Here is a 24716-nt window from a genome sequence, read left to right as displayed (position 1 = left end):
TCTTGTTTTTGGCCCGGCGCTAGGCCCCCATGCGCAGCACGTCCTCGCACAGGGCCTGGACTTCGGCTTCCGACATCGTCCCGCCGCGCAGGGCGACGCGCCAGAACACCGCGCCCAGCAGGGCGTCGATGGCGCGGTCGATGGCGGCGTCCGGGGTGTCCTGGCCCCAGGCGGCGCGCAGGGCCTGGGCGAACTTGGGGCGGTCGTCGTCGACGATCTTGTCCAGGGCGGCGGCCAGTTCCGGTTCGGTCGAGCGCGCCTGGGACAGGGCCAGCAGGGCGCCGCGGCCCGAGCCCGACAGGAAGATCACCAGGCCGGCCACCCAGTCGACCAGGCTTTCCAGCGGCGCGCCGTGGCGCACCGGCCGGGTGCGCATGGTGTCGTCGATGAAGCCCTGCAGGGCCTCCAGCACCATCGGCTGCTTGCCGGGCCAGCGCCGGTACAGCGCCGGCTTGGAGCAGCCGGCCAGGCGCGCGACCTCGTCCATGGTCAGGCGATCGTAGCCGACCGAGCCCAGGGCCTCCCAGACCGCCAGCCGCACGGCCCGCTCGACCTCGGGGTTGCGAGGGCGCCCGCGCCCGCGCTGGGCGCCGTCCGGCTCCGGCTGTCTTGAAACTTCCATCAACGGTTCACCGATCTGCCAAATCATTTCGTTACTGCACCGTTCCGTAAATAGCGGAACCAGGGACGACGATCCATGAAAATCATCAAGACGCCTTACCGACGCAACGCCTTCTCGGCTTCGGTCTCGCTGGCGGCCTTGGGCCTGGCCTGCGCCGCTCACGCCCAGGCCCCAGCCACGGCCCAACCCGCCCCCGCCGCCCAAACGGGCGACGTCGAGGCGATCGTCGTCACCGCCCAGTTCCGCGAACAGGCCGCCAAGGACGTGCCGATGGCGATCAAGGCGTTCTCGGGCCAGACCCTGGAGCGCTTCGACCTGCGGTCGTGGGAAGACATCGCCAGCCTGACGCCCGGCGTGCTGATCCAGCAGCAGAACGACTCCTCGCCCAGCTATGTCGTGCGCGGCATCGAGGCCCCGACCGCCGACGCGGCGTCGGAGCCGGGCATCTCGATCTTCGTCAACGGCGTCGACTCCAGCCGCACCAAGGGCTCGCTGACCGAGCTGTTCGACATCGATCGCCTGGAGATCGCGCGCGGCCCGCAGAGCACCCTGTTCGGGCGCGGCGCGGCCGTCGGCGCCTTCGCCATCCACACCCGCATGGCCGACCTGAACCAGTCCGAGGCCCAGTTCGAGGGCGAGGTCGGCAACTACAAGGCCTATAGCGCCACGGCGATCCTCAACGCGCCGCTGGTCGACGACAAGCTGGCCGCCCGCGTGGCCGTGCGCCGCCGCGAGCGCGAGGGCTACGCCGAGAACCTGGCCGATCCGGGCCACAAGCTGAACGACGACGACCTGTGGGCCGGCCGCGTGTCGCTGCGCTGGCGTCCTGTCGAGGACCTGACCTTCGACCTGGTCGGCGCCTACCAGCGCGACCAGGACGGCGACACCGTGGCCAAGGCCATCGCGCTGCCCTCGCCGGGCGGCGACACCAGCGCGTTCTCGGACGCCGCCCAGAACCCGATGGAGAACCGCTTCGACCGCGAGGTCAGCTCGCTGACCCTGCTGGGCGAATGGCGCAAGGGCGACTGGACGATCAACAGCGTCACCGGCTGGCGCAAGATCGACTTCGACAACGGCTGGGATCCGGACGGCACCAGCTACAAGTTCCTGTACGGCCGCGAGGACCAGCGCGAGGAGAGCGCCAGCCAGGAGATCCGCTTCGCGTTCGACGACGGCGGGCGCGTGCGCACCCAGTTCGGCGGCAGCTGGTTCCGCGACGTGGTGCACGACGGCCTGACCCTGGGCGTCAACGAGCAGTACCTGGTGGGCGGCTTCCCGGCCAAGCTGACCCCCGTGCCGGCCATCCCGGTCGGCGGCGGCGTGGTGATCCCGGTCTCCGAGCGCATCGACTCGCTCAAGCGCATCGACAGCAAGCGGGTCAGCGCCTCGCTGTACGGCAATGTCAGCTTCGACCTGACGCCGCGCCTGACCGCCGAGCTGGGCGTGCGCCAGAACTGGGACGACGCGGACCTGGCGGCCTCGACCTCGGTCAAGTCGCGTGACGGCCGCGCCCCGATCGCCGTGCCCAACGGCCTGCTGGGCAATTCGCGCGGCAAGGTGTTCACCACCTCGGGCCAGTTCGACTACTTCACGCCGCGCCTGGCCCTGGTGTTCAAGGCCACGCCCGACGTCAACCTGTACGGCTCGATCGCCAAGGGCGTGCGCGGCGGCTATCCGCAGATCAACATCACCAACCCCACCCCCTCGACCGTGCTGGCCACGCCGACGACGGTGAAGGCCGAGACGATCTGGAGCTACGAGCTGGGCGCCAAGGGCCGTGCGCCGATCACGGGCGGAAGCTTCGACGTGTCGGCGTTCTATTACGACTACACCAACTTCCAGACCCTGAGCCTGGACATCACCCAGGGCACGGTCAACGCCGGCTCCGCCAAGGCCTGGGGCGTGGAGGCCAGCTACGACCAGCGCCTGACCGACACCCTGCGGCTGTTCGCGGGCTACAATTTCCTGCACACCGAGTACGAGCAGTTCCGCGACAAGGTCGGCTCCACGGTCTACGACCTGTCGGGCAACCGCTTCCGCCTGGCGCCGGAGAACACCTTCTCGGTCGGCGCCGACTACACCCAGCCGATCAGCGCCACGCTGGAAGGCTATGTGCGCGGGACCTACGCCTATCGCTCGGCCTATTTCTTCAACAGCGACAACCTGCCCAGCGAACAGCAGAAGGCCTTCGGCCTGCTGAATCTGCGGGCGGGCCTGGCCGCGCCGGGCGGGCGCTGGTCGGTCGAGGCCTATGGCGCGAACCTGCTCGACAAGGACTGGGTGCGCGACATGGGCAACGCCGGCAAGAGCTTCGGCGTGCCCACCGCCATCCGCGCCGACCCGCGCTTCGTGGGCGTGCGCCTGACCGTCCGCCGTTGACCCTGGCCAGAACCGGAGATCCTTCGATGAAGACCCCCAACCTCCTGGGCGCCCTGCTCGGCGGCCTGGCGGCGCTCGCGCTCGCCGCGCCCGCCGCCCCCGTCCTGGCCCAAACGCCGGCCAAGATCGATGCGCTCAAGCTGAACCAGATCCAGGTGATCGGCACCCACAACAGCTATCACCTGCCGGCCGATCCGCGGGTGCTGGACTTCGCCGGCGCCCAGGTCACCGCCGCCATCGAGGCCATGCTGGCCCGCCTGACCCCGGTCCAGCGCAAGGCCTACGAGTCGGAGTTCACCAATGGCTCGACGCCCGACATCCGCCGCACCCTGGCCTATGTCGAACCGCCGCTGTCGACCCAGCTGTCGGCCGGGATCCGCAGCGTCGAGCTGGACCTGCACCACGATCCGGAGGGCGGCCGCTTCGCCGACCCGATGGCCTATCGGGTGCTGCGCCAGAAGGGCGAGACGGATCTGGCGCCGTTCTTCGCCGAGGGCATGGACAAGCCGGGCCTGAAGGTCCTGCACATGTCCGACATCGACGTGCGCAGCCACTGTCCGACCTTCCGCCAGTGCCTGAAGGACGTGCGCCAGTGGTCGGACGCTAATCCGGGTCACACCCCGGTGTTCATGATCATCGAGCCCAAGGCCGGCGCCCTGCCGCTGCCCGGGGCTGTCAGCGTGCTGCCGTTCGACAAGGCCGCCTGGGAGGAGTTCGACCGCTCGATCCTGGAGATCATCGGTCGCGATAAGCTGATCACGCCCGACGACGTGCGCGGCGACCACGCGACCCTGGAAGAGGCCGTGCTGGCCGGCGGCTGGCCCACCGTGGCCAAGGCGCGCGGCAAGTTCGTGTTCCTGGTGCTCAGCCCGGCCGGCCAGCAGCAGCTGCTGGGCGCCTATCTCGACGGCCATCCGGCCCTGAAGGGCCGCGCCGCCTTCATCGACTCCAAGCCGGGCGACGCCCACGCCGCCTTCATGCAGGAGGACAACGCCCTGGCCGATCCCAAGGCCGTCGAGGGGCTGGTCAAGCGCGGCTACATCGTCCGCTCGCGATCCGACATCGACACCGAGGAGGCCCGGCGCAACGACGTGCGCCGCCGCGACACCACCCTGGCCACCGGCGCCCAGGTAGTCTCGACCGACTACTACCAGGCTCCGAACCTGTTCGGGAACGACTACCACGTGGCCCCCTTCGCGGGCGGCGCGCGCTGCAATCCGGTGACCGGCGGCACGTGCTGACGGGGTAAGCTCCGAGAAACGAAACCCTCGTCCTTCGACAAGCTCAGGATGAGGGTTTCTAATGCCAAGGCCTGCGCCATGGTCCTCATCCTGAGCTTGTCGAAGGACGAGGACCACGCACCGACCCTCAAACGCAAAAAAAGGGCGGCGGATCGCTCCGCCGCCCTTTCCGTGTCCGCCGTGAGGCGGTGACTAGAACGACTTCTGGACGCTGACGCCGTAGAGGCGGGGCTCCAGGGTGATCAGGTTGGTGAACAGGCCCGAGCTGTCGTCGGTGGTGTAGGCGTCGGTGATCGGGGTCTTGTTCGACAGGTTCTTGACGTAGGCGTCGACCTGCAGGCCCCACTCGGGCTTCTCGATCTTCAGGGTGATGTTGGCGTTGTTCCACGACCGCAGCTGGTCGTAGGCGGTGTTGTAGACGCGGGTGAACTGCTTGCTCTGGCGGTAGTAGTCGCCGCGCAGGGTGGCCGACCAGCCGCCCGCGAAGTCCCAGGTGTACTGGGCGCCGACCGAGGTGGTCCAGTGCGGCGAGTTGGGCAGCTCGTTGCCCGACAGGTCCGCCGAGGTTCCTTCGATCGTATAGCCGGCGCCGTAGTTGTAGAGGCCCGTGGCGTTGGCCAGGAAGGCCGCGGCGCCCGCCGACTGGCCGCCGCCGCCGGCCGCGGCCGGGGTCTGCAGGAAGGCCTGGAACACCTGCGGGCCGCCGCAGGCGAACGGCACGGCGCTGCCGGCGCCGGCCGCGATCAGGGTGGCGACCCCGGCGGTGGTCAGCACGCAGTTGGAGCCGACCGCGGCGTTGGGCAGGCTGGGACCCGCCTTGACCACGGTGTAGGCCGGGTTGCTCTGGGTGCGGTTCATCGTGTCGATCGACGTCGCGCCCTTGGCGATCTTGGTGTCGAGATAGCCGATGTTGGCGTTGAGCTTCAGGTTGTGGACCGGCGACCAGAGGGTTTCCAGCTCCAGGCCCCAGACCTTGGCGTCAATGTTCTCGTTGACCGAGGTGCGGCTGACGATCTTGGAGATCTGGTAGCCCTGATAGTCGTAGTAGAAGCCGGTGGCGTTCAGCATCACGCTGCCGCCCAGCAGGGTGTTCTTCGAACCGATTTCATAGGCGTTGACGAATTCGGGATCGAACTGCGGCTTGACCGCCGAGCCCACCGCCGCCGGCGGGTTGGAGCCGCCGCCCTTGTAGCCCTTGGAATAGAAGGCGTAGAGCAGGTTGTCGTCGGTCAGCTTGTAGTCGAAGCCGAAGCGGCCGGTCAGCTCGTCGAAGACCGACTTTTCTTCCGGATCGGTGGTGCTTTGCTTGAGGCCGATGCCCGGCGCCAGCAGCACGGTGTCGAAGACTTCCAGGCGCTTGTCGTCGTGGGTGCGGCGCAGGCCCAGGGTGAACTTCAGCTTCTCGTTGGCCTGCCAGTACAGTTCGCCGAACAGGGCGTTCGACTTCAGGTGATAGGGCGAGCGGTTGTCATAATAGTTGTGGCCGCTGCCGTCCGGCGTGGCGTTGGGATCGATGCCGATGCAGGTGGTCGGCAGGGTGACCGGGTTGCACTGCGGATTGCCGGTCTTCTGGAAGTTCAGGGCCAGGGCCGACAGGGTCAGCGAGTTGCCGATCACGTAGTAGTCGGTGGTGGTCTTGTAGTCGAAATAGATGCCGCCGACGTTGAAGTTCAGCGGGCCGTCGAAGTTCGACTGCAGGCGGAATTCCTGGCTCCACTGCTTGGCGTCGCCCGAGGACACGTCCAGCGTGGTGAACTTGTTGGTGGTGCCCACCTGCGGGTCGGTGAAGAAGCCGCCCGGCGTGAAGGGGGTGTTGTTGAACGGAACGGTCGAGACGTTCCGGTTGTAGTCCAGCTTCGTATAGACGTTGCCCTTGCTGTACGAGGTCAGGGCCGTGAACGTCAGGCTCGGGGTGATGTCGTAGTCCAGGTTGAACTGGTAGATGTCGGACTTGGACTGGTAGATCGGATCGAACAGGCTTTCGATCTCACGCAGGTTGCGGCTGGCGGTGTCGCCGGCGTTGGCGTCGCCGCTGGTGAAGCCGAAGATGTTGCCCAGCTCGCCGGTCAGGGTGCCCGAGGTGTTGACCGTGCCATAGGCGCTGTCGCCGTACAGCGAGGCGGGCAGGCAGCCCTGGCTCAGGAAGGCGCGGGCCGCGCCGCTGGGCACGCCGCCCACCGTGGCTGGGCCGTTGTCCTTGGTGCACAGCTGCTTGCCGACGCGGGCGCGGCTGTCGTCTTCCTTGAAGTGCTCCCACATGAAGTTGGTGCGCAGGCTGTCGATGGGATTGAACATCACCGACACGCGGGTCGAGTACAGGTCGCGGTCGTCGACCTTGTGGTCGTTGAAGGTGTTGGTGACGAAGCCGTCGCGCTTGAGGTAGTTGCCGGCCACGCGGATCGCCAGCTTGTCGCCCAGGATCGGCATGTTGATCATGCCGCGCACCTTCTCGGTGCCGTAGTTGCCGACCTCGGCCCGGATATTGGCCTCGAAGTCGCCGGTGGGCTTGGCGGTGATGATGTTGACCACGCCGCCGGTGGCGTTGCGGCCGTAGAGGGTGCCTTGCGGGCCCCGCAGCACCTCGACGCGCTCCACGTCGAAGAACTCGGCGTCGAACAGGTTGCCCGACTGCAGCGGGGCGTTGTTCTCGTGCACGCCGACGCCGCCGTCGGTCGAGACGCCGACGGCCTTGTTGCCGATGCCGCGGATCGCGAAGTTGAAGCTGTTGGTGAAGTTGCCCTTGGCGAAGGTGACGTTCGGGATGGCCTGTTGCAAGTTCGGGCCGCCGTCGATCTTCTGCGCTTCCAGGCTGTCCTGGCTGAAGGCCGACACCGCGATCGGCACGTCCTGCAGGGCCTCTTCCTTTTTCTGGGCGGTGACGACCAGTTCCTCGAGCACGTTGCCGCCGCCCTGCTGGGCGGCTGGTTTGGCCGGAGTGGTTTGAGCGAAGGCTGGGGCGGCGACGGCGGCCAGCACGGCGACGGACGCGCCCATGGCCAGCACGCTCCGCATACGCAGAGATTGCGACATTCTATTCCCTCCCTGGACGTCGCGGCTCCTTATGGCGGACCCTGCGGACGTCGCGTTGTTTCCTCGGCGCCGTACTTTTAAACACTACGCGGGCGTACGACCGACCCCTCGCAGCATAAGGTCGATTGCATACTTGGCCTGTGAGGCTGTCAACCGGTCTTACGGTAGGTAATCATTGATAGGTTACACGTTTTCACTTTACCCAAGGTCACATTAACCTCGAACATGTAAGTTTTCGCTGAAATTAGAAAAGCCGGTCCGGCGCATGACGCAACGTCAAGCGTGGTTTCAGGCCAGAAAACCCAGGCGCGACTGGTCGCCGCGCGTGGTTCATAGTGTCCCATTCGCGCCGAAGGTACAGCTCAAATATCGCTGTTCGAAACAAATGTTCGAGGCGTGCGGTTGGGGACACACACCCACGACCGCGACCGAGGGCGCGCACCCCCGTGCCAACCGCGCCGGCCTCGTGTAGAGAGACGCCATGTCCACCTCCCAAGTTTCCCAACCGGCCGGCGCCAAGTCTGGCGGGCGCGCCGACGCCGCCCTGGTGCTGTTCTCCGGCGGCCAGGACTCCAGCGTCTGCCTGGCCTGGGCCCTGGAGCGCTACGCCCGGGTCGAGACCGTCGGCTTCGACTATGGCCAGCGCCACGTGATCGAGATGCAGGCCCGCCAGGCCGTGCGCCATCAGATGATCGAGCGCTTCCCGCACTGGGCCGACCGCCTGGGCGAGGATCACGTGCTGGACCTGACCGGCTTCGGCGCCGTGGCCCAGAGCGCCCTGACCGCCGACGTCGCCATCGAGATGACCGAGCGCGGCCTGCCGTCCACCTTCGTGCCCGGCCGCAACCTGGTGTTCCTGATCTACGCCGCCGCCTTGGCCGACCGCCGGGGCCTGGGGGCGCTGGTCGGCGGCATGTGCGAGACCGATTTCTCCGGCTATCCCGACTGCCGCCGCGACACGCTGGACGCCATGCAAAGCGCCCTGAACCTGGGCATGGACCGCGACTTCGTCATCGAGACCCCGCTGATGAAGCTGACCAAGGCCGAAACCTGGGCCCTGGCCAAGACCCTGGGCGGCGAGGACCTGGTCGACCTGATCGTGGTCGAGAGCCACACCTGCTACCAGGGCGACCGCGGCGAACTCCACGCCTGGGGGCATGGGTGCGGCGAGTGCCCGGCGTGCGAGCTGCGCGAGAAGGGGTATGAGGAATGGGACGCGGCGGGGCGTCTGGAGCTCGCATGATCGCGCCTTTTTCTTCCGTTTTCCCGGCGAAGGCCGGGACCCAGGTTCATCCTGAGCGGCTCGTGGGTTTCACCTGGGCCCCGGCCTTCGCCGGGGAGACGGGTTTGGGCAAGATCGGCGCGGCCCGATGACCTACACCGTCAAGGAAATCTTCCTCACCCTGCAGGGCGAGGGCGGCCAGGCCGGCAAGGCCGCGGTGTTCTGCCGGTTCGCCGGCTGCAACCTGTGGACCGGCCGTGAGCAGGACCGCCACAAGGCCGTCTGCACGTTCTGCGACACCGACTTCGTCGGCACGGACGGCGAGGGCGGCGGCAAGTTCGCCACGGCCGACGCCCTGGCCGACGCGGTCGAGGCCGCCTGGACCGGCGGGCCGAACGATCGCCTGGTGGTCTGCACCGGCGGCGAGCCGCTGCTGCAGCTGGACGCCGCCGCCATCGACGCCCTGCACGCGCGCGGCTTCATGATCGCCTGCGAAAGCAACGGCACCGTGGTCGCCCCCGAAGGCATCGACTGGGTCTGCATCAGCCCCAAGGCTGACGCCCCCGTCGTCCAGACCCGAGGCCAGGAACTGAAGCTGGTCTATCCGCAGGACAAGGCCCTGCCCGAGCGCTTCGCGGCCCTGGATTTCGAGCGCTTCTACCTCCAGCCGATGGACGGCCCGGACCGCGAGCGGAACACGCAATTGGCCGTCGCCTATTGCCTTTCGCACCCACAATGGCGTTTAAGCGTCCAAACGCACAAATATCTCGGCCTGCCCTGACGGATAAGGCGCTCGACTTGGTGACAGGGTCGAGCCGCTAGAGCCTCCCAGGCCTTGTCAAAAGAAGTACCCTGATGAAGCCCGTCTTCGAGATCACGAAGGCCGCGCATTTCGACGCGGCGCATTACATCGAGCAAGGTCCCGCCGACCATCGCTATCGCAAGCTGCACGGCCACTCGTTCAAGGTGGAGGCCAGCGTGCGCGGCACCATGCAGGACGCCGGCTGGGTCGCCGACCTCGACACCCTGGACGGCGCGGTCAAGGCGGTGGCCGCCGAGCTGGACCACGGCCTGCTCAATGACCGCCCGGGGCTGGAGAGCCCGACCCTGGAGCGCCTGTGCCTCTACTTCGCCGAACGCCTGACGCCCCAGTTCCCGGGCCTGTCGCGCGTGGTGATCTCGCGCCCGACCATCGGCGAAAGCTGCGCGCTGACCTTATAAATCCACTCATCCCGGCGAACGCCGGGACCCAGATGGAATGGCTTTGAGGCTGACGCCAAGGGCTCGGAGCTCTTCCAATCAGCCGCACCGCCCAATCAGCCGCACCGCCATGGGATCTGGGTCCCGGCGTTCGCCGGGATGAGCGGTGTTTGGGGTTGTTGTAAAACGCCGGTCTTCCGTCGCGCGCGTCCGTGCCCTATCCCTAGCGTCCCATGACGCCAGGGAAGGTCGCCCATGCTCTTCATGCTGCTGTGCTACAACAACGAGACCGAGGTCCTGGGCTGGACCCCGGAGCAGGACGCCGCCGTCATGGGCCGCCTCTCCGTCGTCCATGACCGCCTGCTCGCCGAGGGCAAGATGGGCCCGTCCGGCCGTCTGACCGGCACCGACAGCGCCAAGACCCTGGTCAAGACCGAAGCCCCCTTCGTGGTCGACGGCCCGTATGCCGAGACCAAGGAGCAGTTCCTGGGCTTCTACACCCTGGACGTCGCCGACATGGACGAGGCCCTGGCCATCGCCCGCGAGCTGGGCGTGGCCAATCCCGGCGGAGCCTACGAAGTGCGGCCGATGCGGCTGTACCTGCCGGGGGCGATCGCGGGCTAGGTTTCGCCAACAGGTCCTCCCCCGTGGGGGAGGCGATCGCGCAGCGATCGGTGGGGGGAGTTTTAGGGGCGAGGGCTAGATGCGCGGCTATCTGCCGAACACTCCCCCCCTCCGTCGGCTTCGCCGACACCTCCCCCACAGGGGGAGGATCTTTAGTCCCGCTGCGCCTTCTTCCACGCTTTGAATTCGCGCTTTTCCCGGTCGCTCTTGCTCTCTCCCGGGATCACTGCCTTGCCGGCGCCGACCACGACCTTGCCGGTGGTTCCGACCACGGCTCCGGCCGCGCCGACCACGGCCCCGCCGGCGGCGACGGCCAGGCAGCCCTGGGTGGTGGTCGCCAGGGCGAGCAGGGCGAGGACGAGGGGCAGGCGACGCGCGGACATGGGCAAGCTCACGGGGGTGGGTGCGAGCCTTCTAGCCCGGGGCGGGTTAAGGGTCTCCGCGTCTGATGGCCGCGTCACGACACGTCCACCACCTCGTGATCCCCTTGGCGCCGCCAGGGTCCCCTGAACCCCGGCTCGGCGCGCCGCCGGCGGTCGGGGCCGAAATAGTCGGGGCAGCGGATGAACGGGCGGGGGTGCTCGATGATCAGGTTGATGCGGTGGATCACGCCGCGCGCCGTCACCGGCTTGGCCAGGAACTCGTTGACCCCGGCGTCGCGCGCCTCCTTGACCCGGCGCTGGGTGGAGTGGCCGGTGATCATGATCACGGGGGCGAACGGGGCGGGGCTGTCGGACGAGTTGCGCAGCAGGTTGACGAAGTCGATGCCGTCCAGCGGACCCATGGTCAGGTCCGTCATGATCAGGTCCATCTCGGTGTCGCGCAGCAGCGCCAGCGCCTCGGCGCCGTCCAGCGCCTCGAAGATCTGCCGCACGCCCAGCGCCCGCAGGATCTCGGTCAGCACCATGCGCATGTGCTGATTGTCGTCGACCAACAGGATCTTCAGGAGATCGAAGCGCACCCGCTCTCGCCTCGTTCATGGGACACGGCGTCTGGCGCGCCGCTTGGGCTGAACGTTACGGGGCCGCAACAAACGGTCAATCGGTAATTCACCGAAAACATCAATGTTTTCAGTCATAAGTCGGGTTCGCGACATTAGGTCGCGGGGTCTGCCCGGAGCCCGTGGCTGGGGGCTGGACCGGGCGTTGCCTTGAGTTTTCCGGTCGCTGACGATCAGACTATCATTAACGTCGGCAGCGCTTGATTACCTTTTGTCAACGAAAAACATAGGAACGAGTCGCATCGCTAGAGAGTTGTTTGGCTGGAGGATTTTGGCCGATGGCGTCTCGTGACGAACTTATCAAGCGTGAAGCTCTCGAGCTTTGGCGCCAGACGCACCAGGAGCCCCCGCCGGAGGTCAGCGGCGGCGAATTGCTTGAGATCATCTGTCGAGATCTTGATGTGCAAGACTACGATCGCGTCCGTTCGCCGTTTTTGCGCCCCACGATGATCATGCGTCCCGAGGAATGGCCCGAGGCGCGGAAGGGGTAGGATAGGGGCTAGCCCTGGCGCCCGTCGATCCCCGGAACGAACGTTCCGCCGCCCGTCTGGCCGCGATGGCGCAGGAAGGCGTCGGCCAGCACGCAGGCCGTCATCGCCTCGACCACCGGCACCCCGCGAATGCCCACGCACGGATCGTGGCGACCCTTGGTGCGCAGGTCGACCTCCTGGCCCGCCTCGTTGACGCTCTCGCGCGGCGTCAGGATCGACGAGGTCGGCTTGAAGGCCACGCGCGCCACCACCGGCTGGCCCGTCGATAGGCCGCCCAGCACGCCTCCGGCGTGGTTGCTCAGGAACACCGGGCCGTCATTACCCATGCGCATCTGGTCGGCGTTGTCCTCGCCCGATAGCGCGGCGCTGGCGAAGCCCTCGCCGATCTCCACGCCCTTGGCGGCGTTGATCGACATCAGGGCCGCGGCCAGTTCGGCGTCCAGCTTGCCGTAGAGCGGCGCGCCCCAGCCAGCGGGCACGCCAGTCGCCTCGACCTCGACGATCGCGCCGGTCGAGGAGCCGGCCTTGCGGACCTTCTCCAGATGCTCTTCCCACACGGGGATAATCGCTGCGTCCGGCGACCAGTAGGGGTTCTCGCCCGTCTGGTCCCAGTCCCAATTGGCGCGGTCGATGGCGTGCGGGCCGATCTGCACCAGGGCCGCGCGCACGGTCACGCCCGGGATCACCAGCCGCGCCACCGCGCCGGCCGCCACCCGCGCGGCCGTCTCGCGCGCCGAACTGCGCCCGCCGCCGCGATAGTCGCGCACGCCGTACTTGGCGAAATAGGGATAGTCGGCATGACCCGGGCGGAAGGCCTGGGCGATCTCGCCATAGTCCTTGGAGCGCTGGTCGGTGTTGTCGATCATCAGGCTGATCGGCGTGCCGGTGGTGCGCAGGCCGTCGCTGCGCTCGTCCTCGAACACGCCCGACAGGATGCGCACGGCGTCCGGCTCCTGGCGCTGGGTGACGAACTTGCCCTGGCCGGGGCGGCGCTTGTCGAGGAAGGCCTGGATGGCCTCGGCGCTGATGGCGATCCCCGGCGGAACGCCGTCGACCACGCAGCCCAGGGCCGGACCGTGGCTTTCGCCCCAGGTGGTGACGCGGAACAGGTGACCGAAGGTGTTGTGCGACATGGGGGGCGGTGTAGCGGAAAGCGACGCCTCATTGAACCCTCTCCCATGGGAGAGGGAGAGACCCATGCGCAGCATGGGAGGGGGAGGGGGTAAGACGTTCGACGGCGCGCCGGCAGGGCGTCTTGAGAAAACTCCAAGGGCGCAATCGCTCAACCCTCCTGCGCGCCGCGCTGGAGAGGTGACAAACGTCTGACAGCGCTCGCCACAATCGTGATTAACCTTAGGGCGGTCTCGGGCAAGATTTGCTGCAACTTCAAGCATGCGGGGGTCGAGTTGCCGCTGAAGGGCGAAAAACGCGCGACCAATTGTCCGCCCCCATCCCGTGAACCTGACACTGGTGTCATCCTCGCTCGTCTGGCGAGTGATTCGGCTGTTCGGATCCCGCCGCCGGTTTCGGGGGAAACCCATCATGTCCGATGAAGACGCCAGCCTCCGCCCAGAGCGCATCCTGGAGCTCAGCGAGCGCCTGAGCCACGTCGCTGGCGAGAAGATCGGCGAGATCGCCTACGTCAACCGCTCGGCCAAGATGCTGGCCATCAACGCCCTGATCGTCGCCGCCCGCGCGGGCGAGGCGGGACGCGGCTTCGCGATCGTGGCCGAAGAGTTCAAGACCATCTCCACCCAGATCGACGTGGTGGCCGCCGCCCTGGAGAGCCAGGTGCGCGCCGACCTCAACGAGCTGACCAAGATCGGCGGGGCGATCCTGGGCCACCTGCGCGGCCAGCGCCTGGTCGACCTGGCCCTGAACGCCATCGAGATTATCGACCGCAACCTCTATGAGCGCACCTGCGACGTGCGCTGGTGGGCCACCGACAGCGCCGTGGTCGACTGCGTCGCCGCGCCCACCCGCGAGGCCTGCGCCTATGCCAGCCAGCGGCTGAGGGTGATCCTGGACGCCTACACCGTCTATCTCGACCTATGGATCGCCGACCCGCAGGGCCGGGTGATCGCCACGGGCCGCCCCGACAAGTATCCGGCCGCCAAGACCGCCTCGGTGGCCGAGACCGAGTGGTTCAAGAGCGCCATGCGCACCCGGTCGGGCGACGACTTCGCCGTGGCCGACATCGAGCGGGTCAAGGCCCTGAACGACGCCCCGGTCGCCACCTACGCCACGGCCATCCGCGAGGGCGGCCAGGCCAACGGCAAGGTGCTGGGCGTGCTGGGCGTCCACTTCGACTGGAAGCCCCAGGCCCAGGCGGTGGTCGACGGCGTGCGGCTGACCGAGGAAGAGCGCGCCCGCTCGCGCGTGCTGCTGCTGGACCAGAACCACCGGGTGCTGGCCAGCTCCGACGGCCAGGGCGTGCTGGAGGAGACCTTCAAGCTCGACACCAAGGGCGGCGTGATGGGCAGCTACGCCGACGGCGCCAAGACCATCGGCTACGCCCTGACGCCGGGCTACGAGACCTATGAAGGCATGGGCTGGTACGGCTGCCTGGTCCAGACGGCGGAGGTCGAGAAATCGGCCTCGACCTTTCGCCCGGCCGTGACCCAGGCCCCGGTGGCCAAGCTGAGCGCGGCCTAGGACCTCTTCTCCTCACCCGCGCAGCGGGGGAGGTGGCGCGGCGCCGATAGGCGGCGTGACGGAGGGGGCGTCCAGGCCGTTCCGTTTGTTTTCAGGACTTCCAGGCGCCGCGCGACGCCCCCTCCGTCACGCTGCGTATTCGCAGCGCGCCACCTCCCCCGTTTCACGGGTGAGGAGGAAGGGCGATCACCCCTCCCAGAACCGGAACGCCCGATAGCCCGCGCCGATGTCCGGGCGCGAGACGCCGAACAGGTCGGTGATCGACAGCACCACGCGGAACAGGGCGTCGTTGACGGCCGGGATGAAGAAGATCGCCAGGAACAGGCCGATGAACACCAGGCCGCCGAACTTCAGCGCCTGTTGCTGCAGGGCCGGCGGCAGGTAGGGACGGATCACGCCGAAGCCGTCCAGGCCGGGCAGGGGCAGCAGGTTCAGCACCAGGGCCCAGGCCTGCAGGAAGGCCAGGAAAGCGGCGGCGCGCGACAGCGGGCTGGTCTCGACGCCGACCGCCCGGTCCGCGCCCAGGCACACGGCCAGGCCGATCAGCACCGCCAGCGTCCCCAGCGGTCCGGCCAGCGAGGCCAGGGCCCGGCCGCGCCGGCTGCGCATCAGGTCGTCGCGCAGATAGACCGCCCCGCCCGGAAAGCCGATCCCGCCCATGGCCAGGACGACCAGCGGCAGCACCAGGCTGGTCGACAGGTCGGTGTATTTCAGCGGATCGAGCGACAGATAGCCCTTCTCGACGATCGTGTGGTCGCCGGCCTTGTAGGCCACGAAGGCGTGGCAGAACTCGTGGATCGCCACGCTGAGGATCCACCCGACGATCACGAAGGCGAAGGTCAGCACGCCCGGCGGCTCGTCCAGGCGGGCCAGGGCGAAGGCCAGGGCGGCGAAGATCGCCGCCAGGATCAGGGCGTTGGCGCTGATCGGCGCGGGCTTGACGGGGCGGGCTTCGGCGAGGGTCATATGGGCTTGTACGCACAGGGGAGAGGAGGGGCCAAGCCTCCTCTCCTCACCCGCGCAGCGGGGGAGGTGGCGGCGAAGCCGACGGAGGGGGCGCCCCTGCGTCAGTCCACCCCAGCCAACACCCCTCGGATCACCTCCACCACCTGATCCACCTGCGCCTTCTCGATGATCAGCGGCGGCGACAGGGCGATGATGTCGCCGGTCACGCGGATCAGCAGGCCCTGGTCGAAGGCCGTTTCGAACGCGGCCATCGCCCGGGCCGTCGGAGCGCCCGGGCGCGGCTCCAGCTCGATGCCGGCGATCAGGCCGAAGTCGCGGATGTCGATCACGTGGCGGGCGTCCTTCAGGGAATGCACGGCCGCGCGCCAGTAGGGCTCCAGCTCCAGCGCCCGCTGAAACAGGCCCTCCTCCTGATAGACCTCCAGGGTCGCCAGGCCCGCCGCGCAGGCCAGGGGATGGGCGCCGTAGGTGTAGCCGTGGAAGAGCTCGATGGGGGCGTCGGCGCCGTCCATCATCGCCTGGTAGATGCCTTCGGAGGCCGCCACCGCGCCGGCCGGGACGGCGGCGTTGGTCAGGCCCTTGGCCATGCAGATCATGTCGGGCGTCACCCCGAACCGCTCGGCCGCGAACGGCGCGCCGACGCGGCCGAAGCCGGTGATCACCTCGTCGAAGATGAGGAGAATATCGTGCTTGTCGCAGATCGCCCGCAGGCGTTGCAGATAGCCCTCGGGCGGCACCAGCACGCCGGTCGAGCCCGCCACCGGCTCGACGATGACGGCGGCGATGTTGGACGCGTCGTGCAGGGCGACGATGGCCTCCAGGGCGTCGGCCAGCTCGGCGCCGTTCTTCGGCTGGCCCTGGCTGAACAGGTTGCCGGCCGCGCCGTGGGTGTGGGGCAGGTGGTCGACGCCGGTCAGCAAGGACCCGAAATACATCCGGTTCTTGGGGATGCCGCCCACCGAGATGCCGCCGAAGCCGACGCCGTGATAGCCGCGCTCGCGGCCGATCAGCCGGGTCTTGGTCCCCTTGCCGCGCGCCCGGTGATAGGCCAGGGCGATCTTGAGGGCGGTGTCGACCGACTCCGAGCCCGAGCCGGTGAAGAAGATGCGGTCCAGGCCCGGCGGGGTGATCTGAGCGATGCGGCTGGCGAAGGCGAAGGCCGCCGGGTGGCCCATGTTGAAGCTGGGGGCGTAGTCCATCTCGCCGGCCTGCCTGCGGATCGCCTCGACGATCCTGGGCCGGTTGTGCCCGGCGTTGACGCACCACAGGCCCGAGGTGGCGTCCAGGATCTGGCGGCCGTCGGGCGTGGTGTAGTGCATGTCCTGCGCATGGCTGAGCATGCGCGGATTGGCCTTGAACCGCCGGTTGGGCGTGAACGGCATCCAGAAGGCGTCGAGGTCGTTCGTCGCGGGCTGAGAGCCGAAATTGGTCATGGGGAAGTCTCGGGCTCTGGCGTTCTGGATGGGTGCGTGCATTGTGATCGCAGTTCAATGCGATCTGGCAAGCCCTTACGGCCGCTCATCCCGGCGAATGCCGGGACCCAGATCCCAAAGCGTGGAATCTGATCGGATGAACGCCGAGCTCAAGGAAACCGCTTCTGAGCCATTCCATCTGGGTCCCGGCATTCGCCGGGATGAGCGGATTTTGGGTGGAGGGGGCGATGGTTGAGCGCAAACCCCTCGCCGACAGCCAGGCCATCCACGACCAGGTCTACGAGGCCATCCGCCAGGCGCTGATCACCGGCCGCATCGCCCCCGGCGTCGGGGTCAGCTTGCGCAGCCTGGCGGGCGAGCTGGGCGTGTCGCCGATGCCGGTGCGCGACGCCGTCCGGCGGCTGGTGGCCGAGCGGGCCCTGGCGATCAATCCGGCCAACAAGCGCCTGTCGGTGCCGTCCCTGACCGCCGACCGCCTGGATCAGCTGTCCCTGGCCCGCCTGTGGGTCGAGCCCGAGCTGGCCGCCCGCGCCGCGCCCCACGCCGACGCCGCCCTGCTGAAACGCCTGCGCGAGCTGGACGCCGCCGTCGATGACGCCCTGAAGCTGGGCGATGTCGACGCCTACATGACCGCCAACCACGACTTCCACTTCGCCCTCTACGAGCGCGCCGAGGCCGAGGTGCTGCTGGCCATGGCCGGCGGGCTGTGGCTGCAGGTGGGGCCATTCATGCGCGTGGTGTTCGGCCGGGTCGGCGCCGACGGCCTGGTCGCCGACCGCCACGCCGAGGCCATGGAGGCGCTCAAGGCCCGCGACGCCGACGCCGCCCGCCGGGCGATCGCGGCGGACCTGTCGGAGGGCATGGACAAGATGCGCGCGGCCGTGGAGGCGGGGCGGTGACCCGTTCCTCCTCACCCGCAAAGCGGGGGAGGTGGCGCGATGCGAATACGCATCGTGACGCAGGGGGCGTCGGCCACCGCTGGACGCCCCCTGCGTCGCGCCGCTGCGCGCCGCGCCACCTCCCCCGTTTCATGGGTGAGGAGAAAGGGCGCCCAACTGTCAGGCGCCGTCTCGCCAGTTCGCCGCCCCACCTTGACAGTCGTCTATCCGACGCAAACTGTGATCACAGTTTACAGAGAGCTTTCCCGTGACCGCCCTCAGCCCCATCGACGCGATCAAGACCCTGTCCTTGCCGGGACGGGCGGTGATCGACGGCGCGCTGGTCGAGGCCGCTTCGGGCCAGACGTTCCACAATGTTTCGCCGCGCGACGGCACGGTGATCAACCAGGTCGCCGCCTGCCAGGCGGTCGACGTCGACCGCGCCGTGGCCTCGGCCCGCGCCGCCTTCGAGGACGGCCGCTGGCGCGACCAGGGCCCGCGCGCCAAGAAGGCGGTGCTGTTCAAGCTGGCCGAGCTGATGGCCCGCGACGCCGAGGAACTGGCCCTGCTGGAGTCCCTCGACACCGGCAAGCCGATCCGCGACGCCCGGGCCGTCGACGTGCCCCTGGCGATCGGCACTACCCGCTGGTACGCCGAGGCGCTGGATAAGATCTATGGCGAGGTCGGGGCTTCGCCGATCGATCGGCTGAGCTGGGCCGCCCACGAACCGCTGGGCGTGATCGGCGCGATCGTGCCGTGGAACTTCCCGCTGCACATGGCGATGTGGAAGGTCGCCCCGGCCCTGGCCATGGGCAATTCGGTGGTCCTCAAGCCCGCCGAACAGTCGCCGCTGACCGCCCTGAAGCTGGGCAAGCTGGCCCTTGAGGCCGGGCTCCCGCCGGGTGTCCTGAACGTGGTTCCCGGCCTGGGCGGCGTGGCGGGCGAGGCCCTGGCCCTGTCGATGGACGTCGACATGATCGCCTTCACGGGCTCGGGTCCGGTCGGCCGGCGGCTGATGGAATATTCGGCGCGCAGCAACCTCAAGCGCGTGTCGCTGGAGCTGGGCGGCAAGTCGCCCCAGATCGTCTTCGCCGACTGCCAGCACCTGGACGCCGCCGCCGAAGCCGCCGCCTGGGGCGTGTTCTATAACCAGGGCGAGGTCTGCACGGCCGCCTCGCGCCTGCTGGTGCAGGACAGCCTCAAGGACGCCTTCGTCGAGAAGGTGATCGCCGTCGCCAGGACCATGGTCCCGGGCGATCCGCTGGACCCGGCGACCAACTTCGGGGCCATGGTCAGCGAGCGGCAGATGAACACCGCGCTCGACTACATCGCCACCGCCGACAGCCAGGGCGCGCGCCGCCTGCTGGGCGGGTCGCGGGTACGGACCGAGACGGGCGGTTTCTATGTCGAGCCCACCATCTTCGACGGCCTGGCCCCCGACCACACCCTGGCCCGCGAAGAGGTGTTCGGCCCGGTGCTGGGCGTGCAGACCTTCAAGACCCAGGACGAAGCGATCGCCTTGGCCAACGACACCGTCTACGGCCTGGCCGCCGGCCTGTGGACCAACGACATCAACCGCGCCCTGACCTCGGCCCGCCAGCTGAAGGCCGGCCTGGTATGGATCAACGGCTGGGACGCCTGCGACATCACCATGCCGTTCGGCGGCTTCAAGCAGTCGGGCTTCGGCCGCGACCGCAGCCTGCACGCCCTGCACAAATACGCCGACCTGAAGTCGGTGTCGGTGACGATCAGGTGATGCGGTGACCCCCAAACCCGCCAACGCCCCGACGCTGTCCGACCTGATCCAGGACGAGGCCCGGCGGTTCGTCGCCGAGCATCCGCGCTCGTGCGCCATGTCGCGGCAGTCGGCCGACGTCTGGCGGGGCGGGGCGCCGATGCACTGGATGACCGACTGGGCCAGTCCGTGCCCGATCTTCGCGGCCCAGGGCGTGGGCGCCCAGATCACCGACATCGACGGCAAGCTGTACGACGACTTCTGCCTGGCCGACACGCCGGCCATGTTCGGCCACGGCCAGGAGGCGGTGGCCCGGGCGATCGCCGACCAGGCCCTGCGTGGGACCGGCTTCATGCTGCCCACGGCCAGCGCGGTGATCGTCGGCCGGCTGCTGGCCGAGCGCTTCGGCCTGCCGCTGTGGCAGATGGCGACCACGGCTAGCGACGCCAATCGCGCCGCGATCCGCTGGGCGCGGGCGGTCACCGAGCGGCCCGTCGTGCTGGTGTTCGACGGCTGCTACCACGGCATGGTCGAGGACGCCTTCGTGGTGCTGAAGGACGGCGCGCCCGTGATGAAGCCCGGCCTGATCGGCCAGGTCCACGACCTGACGGCCACCACCCGCGTCGTGCCGTTCAACGATCCCGAGGCCCTGGCCGCCGCCCTGGCGCCGGGCGACGTCGCCGCCGTCCTGGCCGAGCCGGCCATGACCAATTGCGGGATGATCCTGCCGCAGCCGGGCTTTCTGGACGTGATGCGCGACCTGACCCGCCAGGCCGGCACGCTGCTGATCATCGACGAGACCCACACGATCTCGACCGCCCCCGGCGGCTACGCCCGCGCCCATGGCCTGGCGCCCGACATGCTGGTGATCGGCAAGGCCATCGCCGGCGGCGTGCCGGCCGCGGTCTGGGGCGTGACGGCGCAGCTGTCGGAATGCATGGACCGGGCCGCCGCCCGGGTCGGGCCCGGCCAGTCGGGGATCGGCACCACCCTGTCGGGCAACGCCCTGGCGGTCGCCGCCATGCGGGCCATGCTGAGCGAGGTGATGACCGACGCCGCCTATGCGCGGATGCTGGCCGGCGCCGAGACCCTGATGACGGGGCTGCGGGCCATGATCGCGGTGCGCGGCCTGCCCTGGTCGGTGGTGCATGTGGGCGCCCGGGTCGAGCTGGTCTTCGCCCCCTCGCCACCGAAAAACGCCGCCGCCATGCGCGAGGCGCTGGACCCGGACCTGCTGCATGCGCTTCATCTGTGGCTGATCAACCGAGGGGTGCTGATCGCGCCCTTCCACACCATGATGCTGGTGTCGCCGATGACCGAGGACGCGGCGGTGGACCGACTGGTCGCCGCCATCGACGGGTTCGCCGGGGCGCTTGAGGGGATAGCGGCATGAGTTTTCAGGTTTTAGATCCGCTCATCCCGGCGAATGCCGGGACCCAGATACAGCCTGAGCATTCAGGTCTTCTGGGCGCCGCTCGGCCTTATGATCTGGGTCCCGGCATTCGCCGGGATGAGCGGGGTTTTTAGATGAGCATGGTCGCCAACCCGCAAGAGTGCGCTGACTTCCTCGCCGCCCACCCGCAGGTGAAGTACGTCGACGTGTTCTTCACCAGCATGACCGGCGTGCCGCGCGGCAAGCGCCTGCGGATCCATGAGCTGCAGGCGATCTACGACTACGGCCGGTTCCTGCCGGGCTCGATCCTGGTGGTCGACACCAACGGGGCCGACTGCGAGGAAACCGGCCTGGTCTGGGAGGACGGCGACGCCGACCGTCGCGCGCGGCCCGTGCCGGGAACCCTGACCCTGGCCCCGTGGCTGGGCGACGACATGGCCCAGGTCATGCTGTCGCTCTATGAGCTGGACGGGACGGCCAACGATCTCGATCCCCGCCACGTCCTCAAGCGCGTGCTGGACCGCTTCGCCGCCGACGGCCTGACGCCGGTCGCCGCCTGCGAGCTGGAATATTACCTGGTCGACCAGCAGCGCGGCCCCAAGGGTGAGCTGCTGCCGGCCAGGTCGCTGCAGACCGGCGAGCGGCCGCACGGCATTCAGGTCTACGGCCTGCCCGAGCTGGAGGCGGTGGCCCCGTTCCTGCGCGAGCTGTGGGACGTGTGCGACACCCTGGGCGTGCCGCTGGAAGGCGCGATCTCGGAGTTCGCCCCGGGCCAGGTCGAGCTGACCCTCAAGCACAAGCCCGACGCGCTCGAAGCCGCCGACGACGCCCTGCGCTACAAGCGCGCCGCCAAGGGCGTGGCCCTGAAGCACGGCTGCGAGGCCACCTTCATGGCCAAGCCCTGGGCCGACCAGGCCGGCAACGGCTTCCACGTTCATGTCAGCTTCAACGACGCGGCGGGGAACAACCTTTGCGCCGCCGAGGACCCGGAAGGCTCCGAGCTGCTCAAGCACGCCATCGGCGGCATGAAGGTGCTGATGGCCGACTGCATGGCCATCCTGGCGCCCAACGCCAATTCCTATCGCCGCTTCAAGGCCAACAGCTACGCGCCCGTCGCTCCGACCTGGGGCGTCAACAACCGCACGGTCAGTCTGCGCGTGCCGGCCGGCCCGCCGCCGACCCGCCATGTCGAGCACCGCGTGGCCGGCGCCGACGCCAATCCGTACCTGGTGCTGGCCGCGCTGCTGGCCTGCGCGCACCACGGGATCACGAACAGGATCGACCCGGGCGCGGCGGTGGTCGGCGACGGCTACGCGGCCGCCGCCAAGGAGAAGATCCGCCTGCCGACCGACTGGTACGCGGCGGTCAACCTGTTCGAGGCCTCGGACGTGCTGCGCGACTATCTGGGCGCGCGGTTCGTGGAGATGTTCGTCTCGGTCAAGCGCACCGAGCAGGCGCGCTTCGCCGAGGTGGTCACGCAGCTGGATTATGACTGGTATCTGCGCAACGCCTGACGGCGAGGCGCGGGGAGTACGGCTTGAGTTGAAAGCGCGGGCGGGGAGGGTTCCTGATCGTGCAACGGCAACAACCTAAGGGGAGTCACCAACGCCATGAGCACCAACCGCATTCCTTCTGGGCGAGTATTGGGCACGCGCCGCTCGCTGCTGACGGCCATGGGCGCCGCCGCCATCGGCATCAGCTTCACCGCCTGCGGCCAGAAGCCGTCGGGCGAGGCGGCCAAGTCGCCGGCCGGCGAAGAGCCCAAGCTGAACTTCTACAACTGGGACACCTATATCGGCGAGACGACGCTGGGCGACTTCAAGAAGGCCACCGGCGTCGACGTCAACATGAGCCTGTTCGCCACCAACGACGAGCTGTTCGCCAAGCTGAAGGCGGGCAACGCCGGCTATGATGTGATCGTGCCGTCCAACGAGTTCGTCACCCGCATGAGCCAGGCGGGGATGCTGGAGGAACTGGACCACGCCAAGATCCCCAACATCAAGAACATCGACCCGGCCTTCCTCGACCCCGACTACGACAAGGGCCGCAAATACTCGATGCCCTATACCTGGCTGGTGCTGGGCATCGGCTATCGCAAGTCCAAGGTCCAGGGCGTTCCGGACAGCTGGAAGTACCTGTTCGACAGCGCCCAGTATAACGGCCGCATCGCCCTGCTGTCGGAAAGCGCCGACCTGATCCGCCTGGCCGCCAAGTACAAGGGCCACAGCGTCAACAACATCCCGCCCGAGCTCGTCACCGAGATCGAGAAGATGCTGATCCACCAGAAGCCCTACGTGAAGGCGTTCCACGACGACAACGGCCAGGACATGCTGGTGGCCGGCGATGTCGACCTGGTGCTGGAATATAACGGCGACATCGCCCAGGTCATGAAGGACGACCCGGACCTGGACTTCGTGATCCCGAAGGAAGGCTCGCTGCTGAACTCCGACACCCTGTGCATCCCCAAGGGCGCGCCGCGTCCCGACAACGCGCACAAGTTCATCAACTACCTGCTGGACGCCCAGGCCGGGGCCGAGATCTCCAAGACGATCCTGTACCCGACGCCGAACGCCGCCGCGAAGGCGCTGATGCCGCCGTCCTACAAGGACAACCCGGTGATCTTCCCGTCGGCCGCCCAGCTGGCCAAGTGCGAGTACGGGGCGTTCGAGGGCGCCGAGAAGGCCAGTCTGTACGAGGAAGTCATCACCCGGGTGCGGGCGGCCTAGGGGCGACAAAGGCCCTCCCCCCGTGGGGGAGGCGACCGCGTAGCGGTCGGTGGGGGGAGACTAGGGCGGTCGACGTCCGATCACTCCCCCCTCCGTCGGCTTCGCCGACACCTCCCCCACGGGGGGAGGACCTATTGAGAGGGACCACGCGATGGAGCAAAGCTGGAAACAGGCGAAATCCGTCTTCGCCACGGCGCTGGCCGCGCCGCTGGTGTGGCTGGTGCTGTTCTTCCTGGTCCCGCTGGCCATCGTCTGGGCCTACAGCTTCGGTCACAACGCGGGCCTGACCGAGATCGCCATCACCGGCACGTTCAAGAACTACGCCCGGGCGATCGAGCCGCTGTACCTGAAGATCTTCCTGAAGTCGGCCTGGGTCGCCGCCCTGACCACGGGCCTGTGCCTGGTGATCGGCTTCCCGGTCGCCCTGGCCATCACCTTCGCGTCCGACAAGGCCAAGACCTGGCTGCTGCTGCTGATCATGCTGCCGTTCTGGACGAACCTGCTGATCCGCACCTACGCGCTGATCGCCGTGCTGCGCGACGAGGGCTATATCAACAAGGGCCTGGAGGCGGTCTGGAACCTGGCGGGCAAGGTCGTGCACCTGGCCCCGTTCCAGCCGATCCCGATGATGCACACCAATTTCGCGGTCATCGTCGGCCTGGTCTATGTGCACCTGCCGTTCATGGTGCTGCCGCTCTATTCTGCCCTGGATCGCCTCGACAAGTCGCTGCTGGAGGCCAGTCTCGACCTGGGCGCGGGGCATCTGCGCACCCTGTTCAAGGTGGTCGTGCCCCTGGCCCTGCCGGGCATCGCCTCGGGCGTGCTGATCACCTTCATCCCGGCGCTGGGCGCCTATCTGACCCCCGACCTGCTGGGCGGCCCCGACAGCCAGATGATCGCCAACGTCATCGAGCGCCAGTTCAAGCGCGCCAACGACTGGCCGTTCGGCGCGGCCCTGTCGTTCCTGCTGATGTACCTGACCTTCGTGGCCATCGCGGTGCAGGCCCTGCTGAGCCGCGGGAAGAAGGGGGCGGGGGCATGAGGGGGCACGCACTCAGGTCCTCCCCCCGTGGGGGAGGTGTCGGCGAAGCCGACGGTGGGGGGAGTGATCGGCAGGCGGC

General features: G+C 68.3%; 22 protein-coding genes and 1 pseudogene. 16 read left to right on the top strand and 7 right to left on the bottom strand.

What is annotated here, in order from left to right:
- Positions 1–19: 19 nt before the first annotated feature.
- Positions 20–622 (bottom strand): TetR/AcrR family transcriptional regulator, encoded by a 603-nt coding sequence (locus G3M62_RS19695; RefSeq protein ID WP_165190096.1) that lies wholly within the window; start codon positions 620–622, stop codon positions 20–22.
- A gap of 75 nt (positions 623–697) precedes the next feature.
- On the opposite strand from G3M62_RS19695, the gene G3M62_RS19690 reads away from it, so the two are divergent.
- Positions 698–3001 carry a TonB-dependent receptor gene (locus G3M62_RS19690; protein WP_165190094.1) on the top strand — a complete coding sequence of 768 codons (2304 nt, stop codon included), beginning with the start codon at positions 698–700 and terminating at the stop codon, positions 2999–3001.
- Between the two features lie 26 nt (positions 3002–3027).
- Positions 3028–4242 (top strand): Ca2+-dependent phosphoinositide-specific phospholipase C, encoded by a 1215-nt coding sequence (locus G3M62_RS19685; protein WP_165190092.1) that lies wholly within the window; start codon positions 3028–3030, stop codon positions 4240–4242.
- 192 nt (positions 4243–4434) lie between these two features.
- Here G3M62_RS19685 and G3M62_RS19680 read toward each other — a convergent pair whose 3' ends face one another.
- Positions 4435–7272, bottom strand: a complete 2838-nt coding sequence (locus G3M62_RS19680; RefSeq protein ID WP_165190090.1) for a TonB-dependent receptor — start codon at positions 7270–7272, stop codon at positions 4435–4437.
- 481 nt (positions 7273–7753) lie between these two features.
- Between G3M62_RS19680 and queC the strand changes: the two genes are divergently transcribed.
- From queC to G3M62_RS19660, 5 genes are all read left to right on the top strand, one after another.
- Positions 7754–8515: a 7-cyano-7-deazaguanine synthase QueC gene (queC, locus tag G3M62_RS19675; protein ID WP_165190088.1), complete on the top strand. Its 762-nt coding sequence runs from the start codon at positions 7754–7756 to the stop codon at positions 8513–8515.
- A complete protein-coding gene (locus G3M62_RS26785; RefSeq protein ID WP_281360067.1) occupies positions 8512–8646 on the top strand; it encodes a hypothetical protein in 135 nt (44 codons plus the stop codon). Before queC ends, G3M62_RS26785 begins: the two co-directional genes overlap by 4 nt.
- Positions 8643–9275: a 7-carboxy-7-deazaguanine synthase gene (gene queE / locus G3M62_RS19670; protein WP_165190086.1), complete on the top strand. Its 633-nt coding sequence runs from the start codon at positions 8643–8645 to the stop codon at positions 9273–9275. Before G3M62_RS26785 ends, queE begins: the two co-directional genes overlap by 4 nt.
- A gap of 74 nt (positions 9276–9349) precedes the next feature.
- Entirely contained in the window at positions 9350–9715 is a 366-nt protein-coding gene (locus G3M62_RS19665) for a 6-carboxytetrahydropterin synthase (protein WP_165190084.1), read from the top strand.
- A 234-nt stretch (positions 9716–9949) separates the two neighbouring features.
- Positions 9950–10318: a YciI family protein gene (locus tag G3M62_RS19660; RefSeq protein ID WP_165190082.1), complete on the top strand. Its 369-nt coding sequence runs from the start codon at positions 9950–9952 to the stop codon at positions 10316–10318.
- 152 nt (positions 10319–10470) lie between these two features.
- Here the strand turns inward: G3M62_RS19660 and G3M62_RS19655 are convergent, their stop codons facing one another.
- Positions 10471–10701: a hypothetical protein gene (locus G3M62_RS19655; protein ID WP_165190080.1), complete on the bottom strand. Its 231-nt coding sequence runs from the start codon at positions 10699–10701 to the stop codon at positions 10471–10473.
- 74 nt (positions 10702–10775) lie between these two features.
- Entirely contained in the window at positions 10776–11279 is a 504-nt protein-coding gene (locus G3M62_RS19650) for a response regulator (protein WP_165190078.1), read from the bottom strand.
- 317 nt (positions 11280–11596) lie between these two features.
- On the opposite strand from G3M62_RS19650, the gene G3M62_RS19645 reads away from it, so the two are divergent.
- Entirely contained in the window at positions 11597–11809 is a 213-nt protein-coding gene (locus tag G3M62_RS19645) for a hypothetical protein (RefSeq protein ID WP_165190076.1), read from the top strand.
- Positions 11810–11817: 8 nt separating this feature from the next.
- Here G3M62_RS19645 and aroC read toward each other — a convergent pair whose 3' ends face one another.
- Entirely contained in the window at positions 11818–12942 is a 1125-nt protein-coding gene (gene aroC, locus G3M62_RS19640) for a chorismate synthase (protein WP_165190075.1), read from the bottom strand.
- Positions 12943–13351: 409 nt separating this feature from the next.
- Here aroC and G3M62_RS19635 point away from each other — a divergent pair, with 409 nt between their 5' ends.
- Together G3M62_RS19635 and G3M62_RS26615 are read left to right on the top strand one after the other, a co-directional pair.
- Entirely contained in the window at positions 13352–14464 is a 1113-nt protein-coding gene (locus tag G3M62_RS19635; RefSeq protein WP_165190074.1) for a cache domain-containing protein, read from the top strand.
- Positions 14465–14578: 114 nt separating this feature from the next.
- A pseudogene (locus G3M62_RS26615) lies at positions 14579–14650 on the top strand (hypothetical protein); the annotation flags it as partial.
- Here G3M62_RS26615 and G3M62_RS19630 read toward each other — a convergent pair.
- Entirely contained in the window at positions 14651–15430 is a 780-nt protein-coding gene (locus G3M62_RS19630) for a site-2 protease family protein (protein WP_165190073.1), read from the bottom strand.
- Between the two features lie 101 nt (positions 15431–15531).
- Positions 15532–16905 carry an omega-aminotransferase AptA gene (gene aptA, locus G3M62_RS19625; protein ID WP_205691908.1) on the bottom strand — a complete coding sequence of 458 codons (1374 nt, stop codon included), beginning with the start codon at positions 16903–16905 and terminating at the stop codon, positions 15532–15534.
- Positions 16906–17090: 185 nt separating this feature from the next.
- Here aptA and G3M62_RS19620 point away from each other — a divergent pair, with 185 nt between their 5' ends.
- The 6 genes from G3M62_RS19620 (at position 17091) to G3M62_RS19595 (ending at position 24637) form a co-directional block, all read left to right on the top strand.
- The gene (locus tag G3M62_RS19620; protein WP_165190071.1) at positions 17091–17762 is read left to right on the top strand and encodes a GntR family transcriptional regulator; all 672 of its coding nucleotides are present in this window, start codon (positions 17091–17093) and stop codon (positions 17760–17762) included.
- 247 nt (positions 17763–18009) lie between these two features.
- Complete coding sequence (locus tag G3M62_RS19615) at positions 18010–19497, top strand: aldehyde dehydrogenase (protein WP_165190070.1); 1488 nt, start codon at positions 18010–18012, stop codon at positions 19495–19497.
- A gap of 4 nt (positions 19498–19501) precedes the next feature.
- Positions 19502–20869: an aspartate aminotransferase family protein gene (locus tag G3M62_RS19610; RefSeq protein ID WP_165190069.1), complete on the top strand. Its 1368-nt coding sequence runs from the start codon at positions 19502–19504 to the stop codon at positions 20867–20869.
- Positions 20870–21003: 134 nt separating this feature from the next.
- Positions 21004–22383, top strand: coding sequence for a glutamine synthetase family protein (locus G3M62_RS19605; protein ID WP_165190068.1), 1380 nt, complete (start codon positions 21004–21006; stop codon positions 22381–22383).
- Between the two features lie 96 nt (positions 22384–22479).
- Entirely contained in the window at positions 22480–23595 is a 1116-nt protein-coding gene (locus tag G3M62_RS19600) for an ABC transporter substrate-binding protein (RefSeq protein ID WP_165190067.1), read from the top strand.
- Between the two features lie 151 nt (positions 23596–23746).
- Positions 23747–24637 carry an ABC transporter permease gene (locus G3M62_RS19595; RefSeq protein WP_165190065.1) on the top strand — a complete coding sequence of 297 codons (891 nt, stop codon included), beginning with the start codon at positions 23747–23749 and terminating at the stop codon, positions 24635–24637.
- Positions 24638–24716: the final 79 nt, after the last annotated feature.

The organism is Caulobacter soli, assembly GCF_011045195.1.
GTDB classification, from domain to species: Bacteria; Pseudomonadota; Alphaproteobacteria; order Caulobacterales; family Caulobacteraceae; genus Caulobacter; species Caulobacter soli.
Note: the sequence above shows the minus strand (reverse complement) of the source record. Positions and strands in the feature narration are given on the sequence as shown.

Bases quoted from the DNA above. Each gene is read 5' to 3' on its own strand.
- G3M62_RS19695 (WP_165190096.1), bottom strand. From the start codon at position 622: ATGGAAGTTTCAAGACAGCCGGAGCCGGACGGCGCCCAGCGCGGGCGC.
- G3M62_RS19690 (WP_165190094.1), top strand. From the start codon at position 698: ATGAAAATCATCAAGACGCCTTACCGACGCAACGCCTTCTCGGCTTCG.
- G3M62_RS19685 (WP_165190092.1), top strand. From the start codon at position 3,028: ATGAAGACCCCCAACCTCCTGGGCGCCCTGCTCGGCGGCCTGGCGGCG.
- G3M62_RS19680 (WP_165190090.1), bottom strand. From the start codon at position 7,272: ATGTCGCAATCTCTGCGTATGCGGAGCGTGCTGGCCATGGGCGCGTCC.
- queC (WP_165190088.1), top strand. From the start codon at position 7,754: ATGTCCACCTCCCAAGTTTCCCAACCGGCCGGCGCCAAGTCTGGCGGG.
- G3M62_RS26785 (WP_281360067.1), top strand. From the start codon at position 8,512: ATGATCGCGCCTTTTTCTTCCGTTTTCCCGGCGAAGGCCGGGACCCAG.
- queE (WP_165190086.1), top strand. From the start codon at position 8,643: ATGACCTACACCGTCAAGGAAATCTTCCTCACCCTGCAGGGCGAGGGC.
- G3M62_RS19665 (WP_165190084.1), top strand. From the start codon at position 9,350: ATGAAGCCCGTCTTCGAGATCACGAAGGCCGCGCATTTCGACGCGGCG.
- G3M62_RS19660 (WP_165190082.1), top strand. From the start codon at position 9,950: ATGCTCTTCATGCTGCTGTGCTACAACAACGAGACCGAGGTCCTGGGC.
- G3M62_RS19655 (WP_165190080.1), bottom strand. From the start codon at position 10,701: ATGTCCGCGCGTCGCCTGCCCCTCGTCCTCGCCCTGCTCGCCCTGGCG.
- G3M62_RS19645 (WP_165190076.1), top strand. From the start codon at position 11,597: ATGGCGTCTCGTGACGAACTTATCAAGCGTGAAGCTCTCGAGCTTTGG.
- aroC (WP_165190075.1), bottom strand. From the start codon at position 12,942: ATGTCGCACAACACCTTCGGTCACCTGTTCCGCGTCACCACCTGGGGC.
- G3M62_RS19635 (WP_165190074.1), top strand. From the start codon at position 13,352: ATGTCCGATGAAGACGCCAGCCTCCGCCCAGAGCGCATCCTGGAGCTC.
- G3M62_RS19630 (WP_165190073.1), bottom strand. From the start codon at position 15,430: ATGACCCTCGCCGAAGCCCGCCCCGTCAAGCCCGCGCCGATCAGCGCC.
- aptA (WP_205691908.1), bottom strand. From the start codon at position 16,905: ATGCACGCACCCATCCAGAACGCCAGAGCCCGAGACTTCCCCATGACC.
- G3M62_RS19620 (WP_165190071.1), top strand. From the start codon at position 17,091: ATGGTTGAGCGCAAACCCCTCGCCGACAGCCAGGCCATCCACGACCAG.
- G3M62_RS19605 (WP_165190068.1), top strand. From the start codon at position 21,004: ATGAGCATGGTCGCCAACCCGCAAGAGTGCGCTGACTTCCTCGCCGCC.
- G3M62_RS19600 (WP_165190067.1), top strand. From the start codon at position 22,480: ATGAGCACCAACCGCATTCCTTCTGGGCGAGTATTGGGCACGCGCCGC.
- G3M62_RS19595 (WP_165190065.1), top strand. From the start codon at position 23,747: ATGGAGCAAAGCTGGAAACAGGCGAAATCCGTCTTCGCCACGGCGCTG.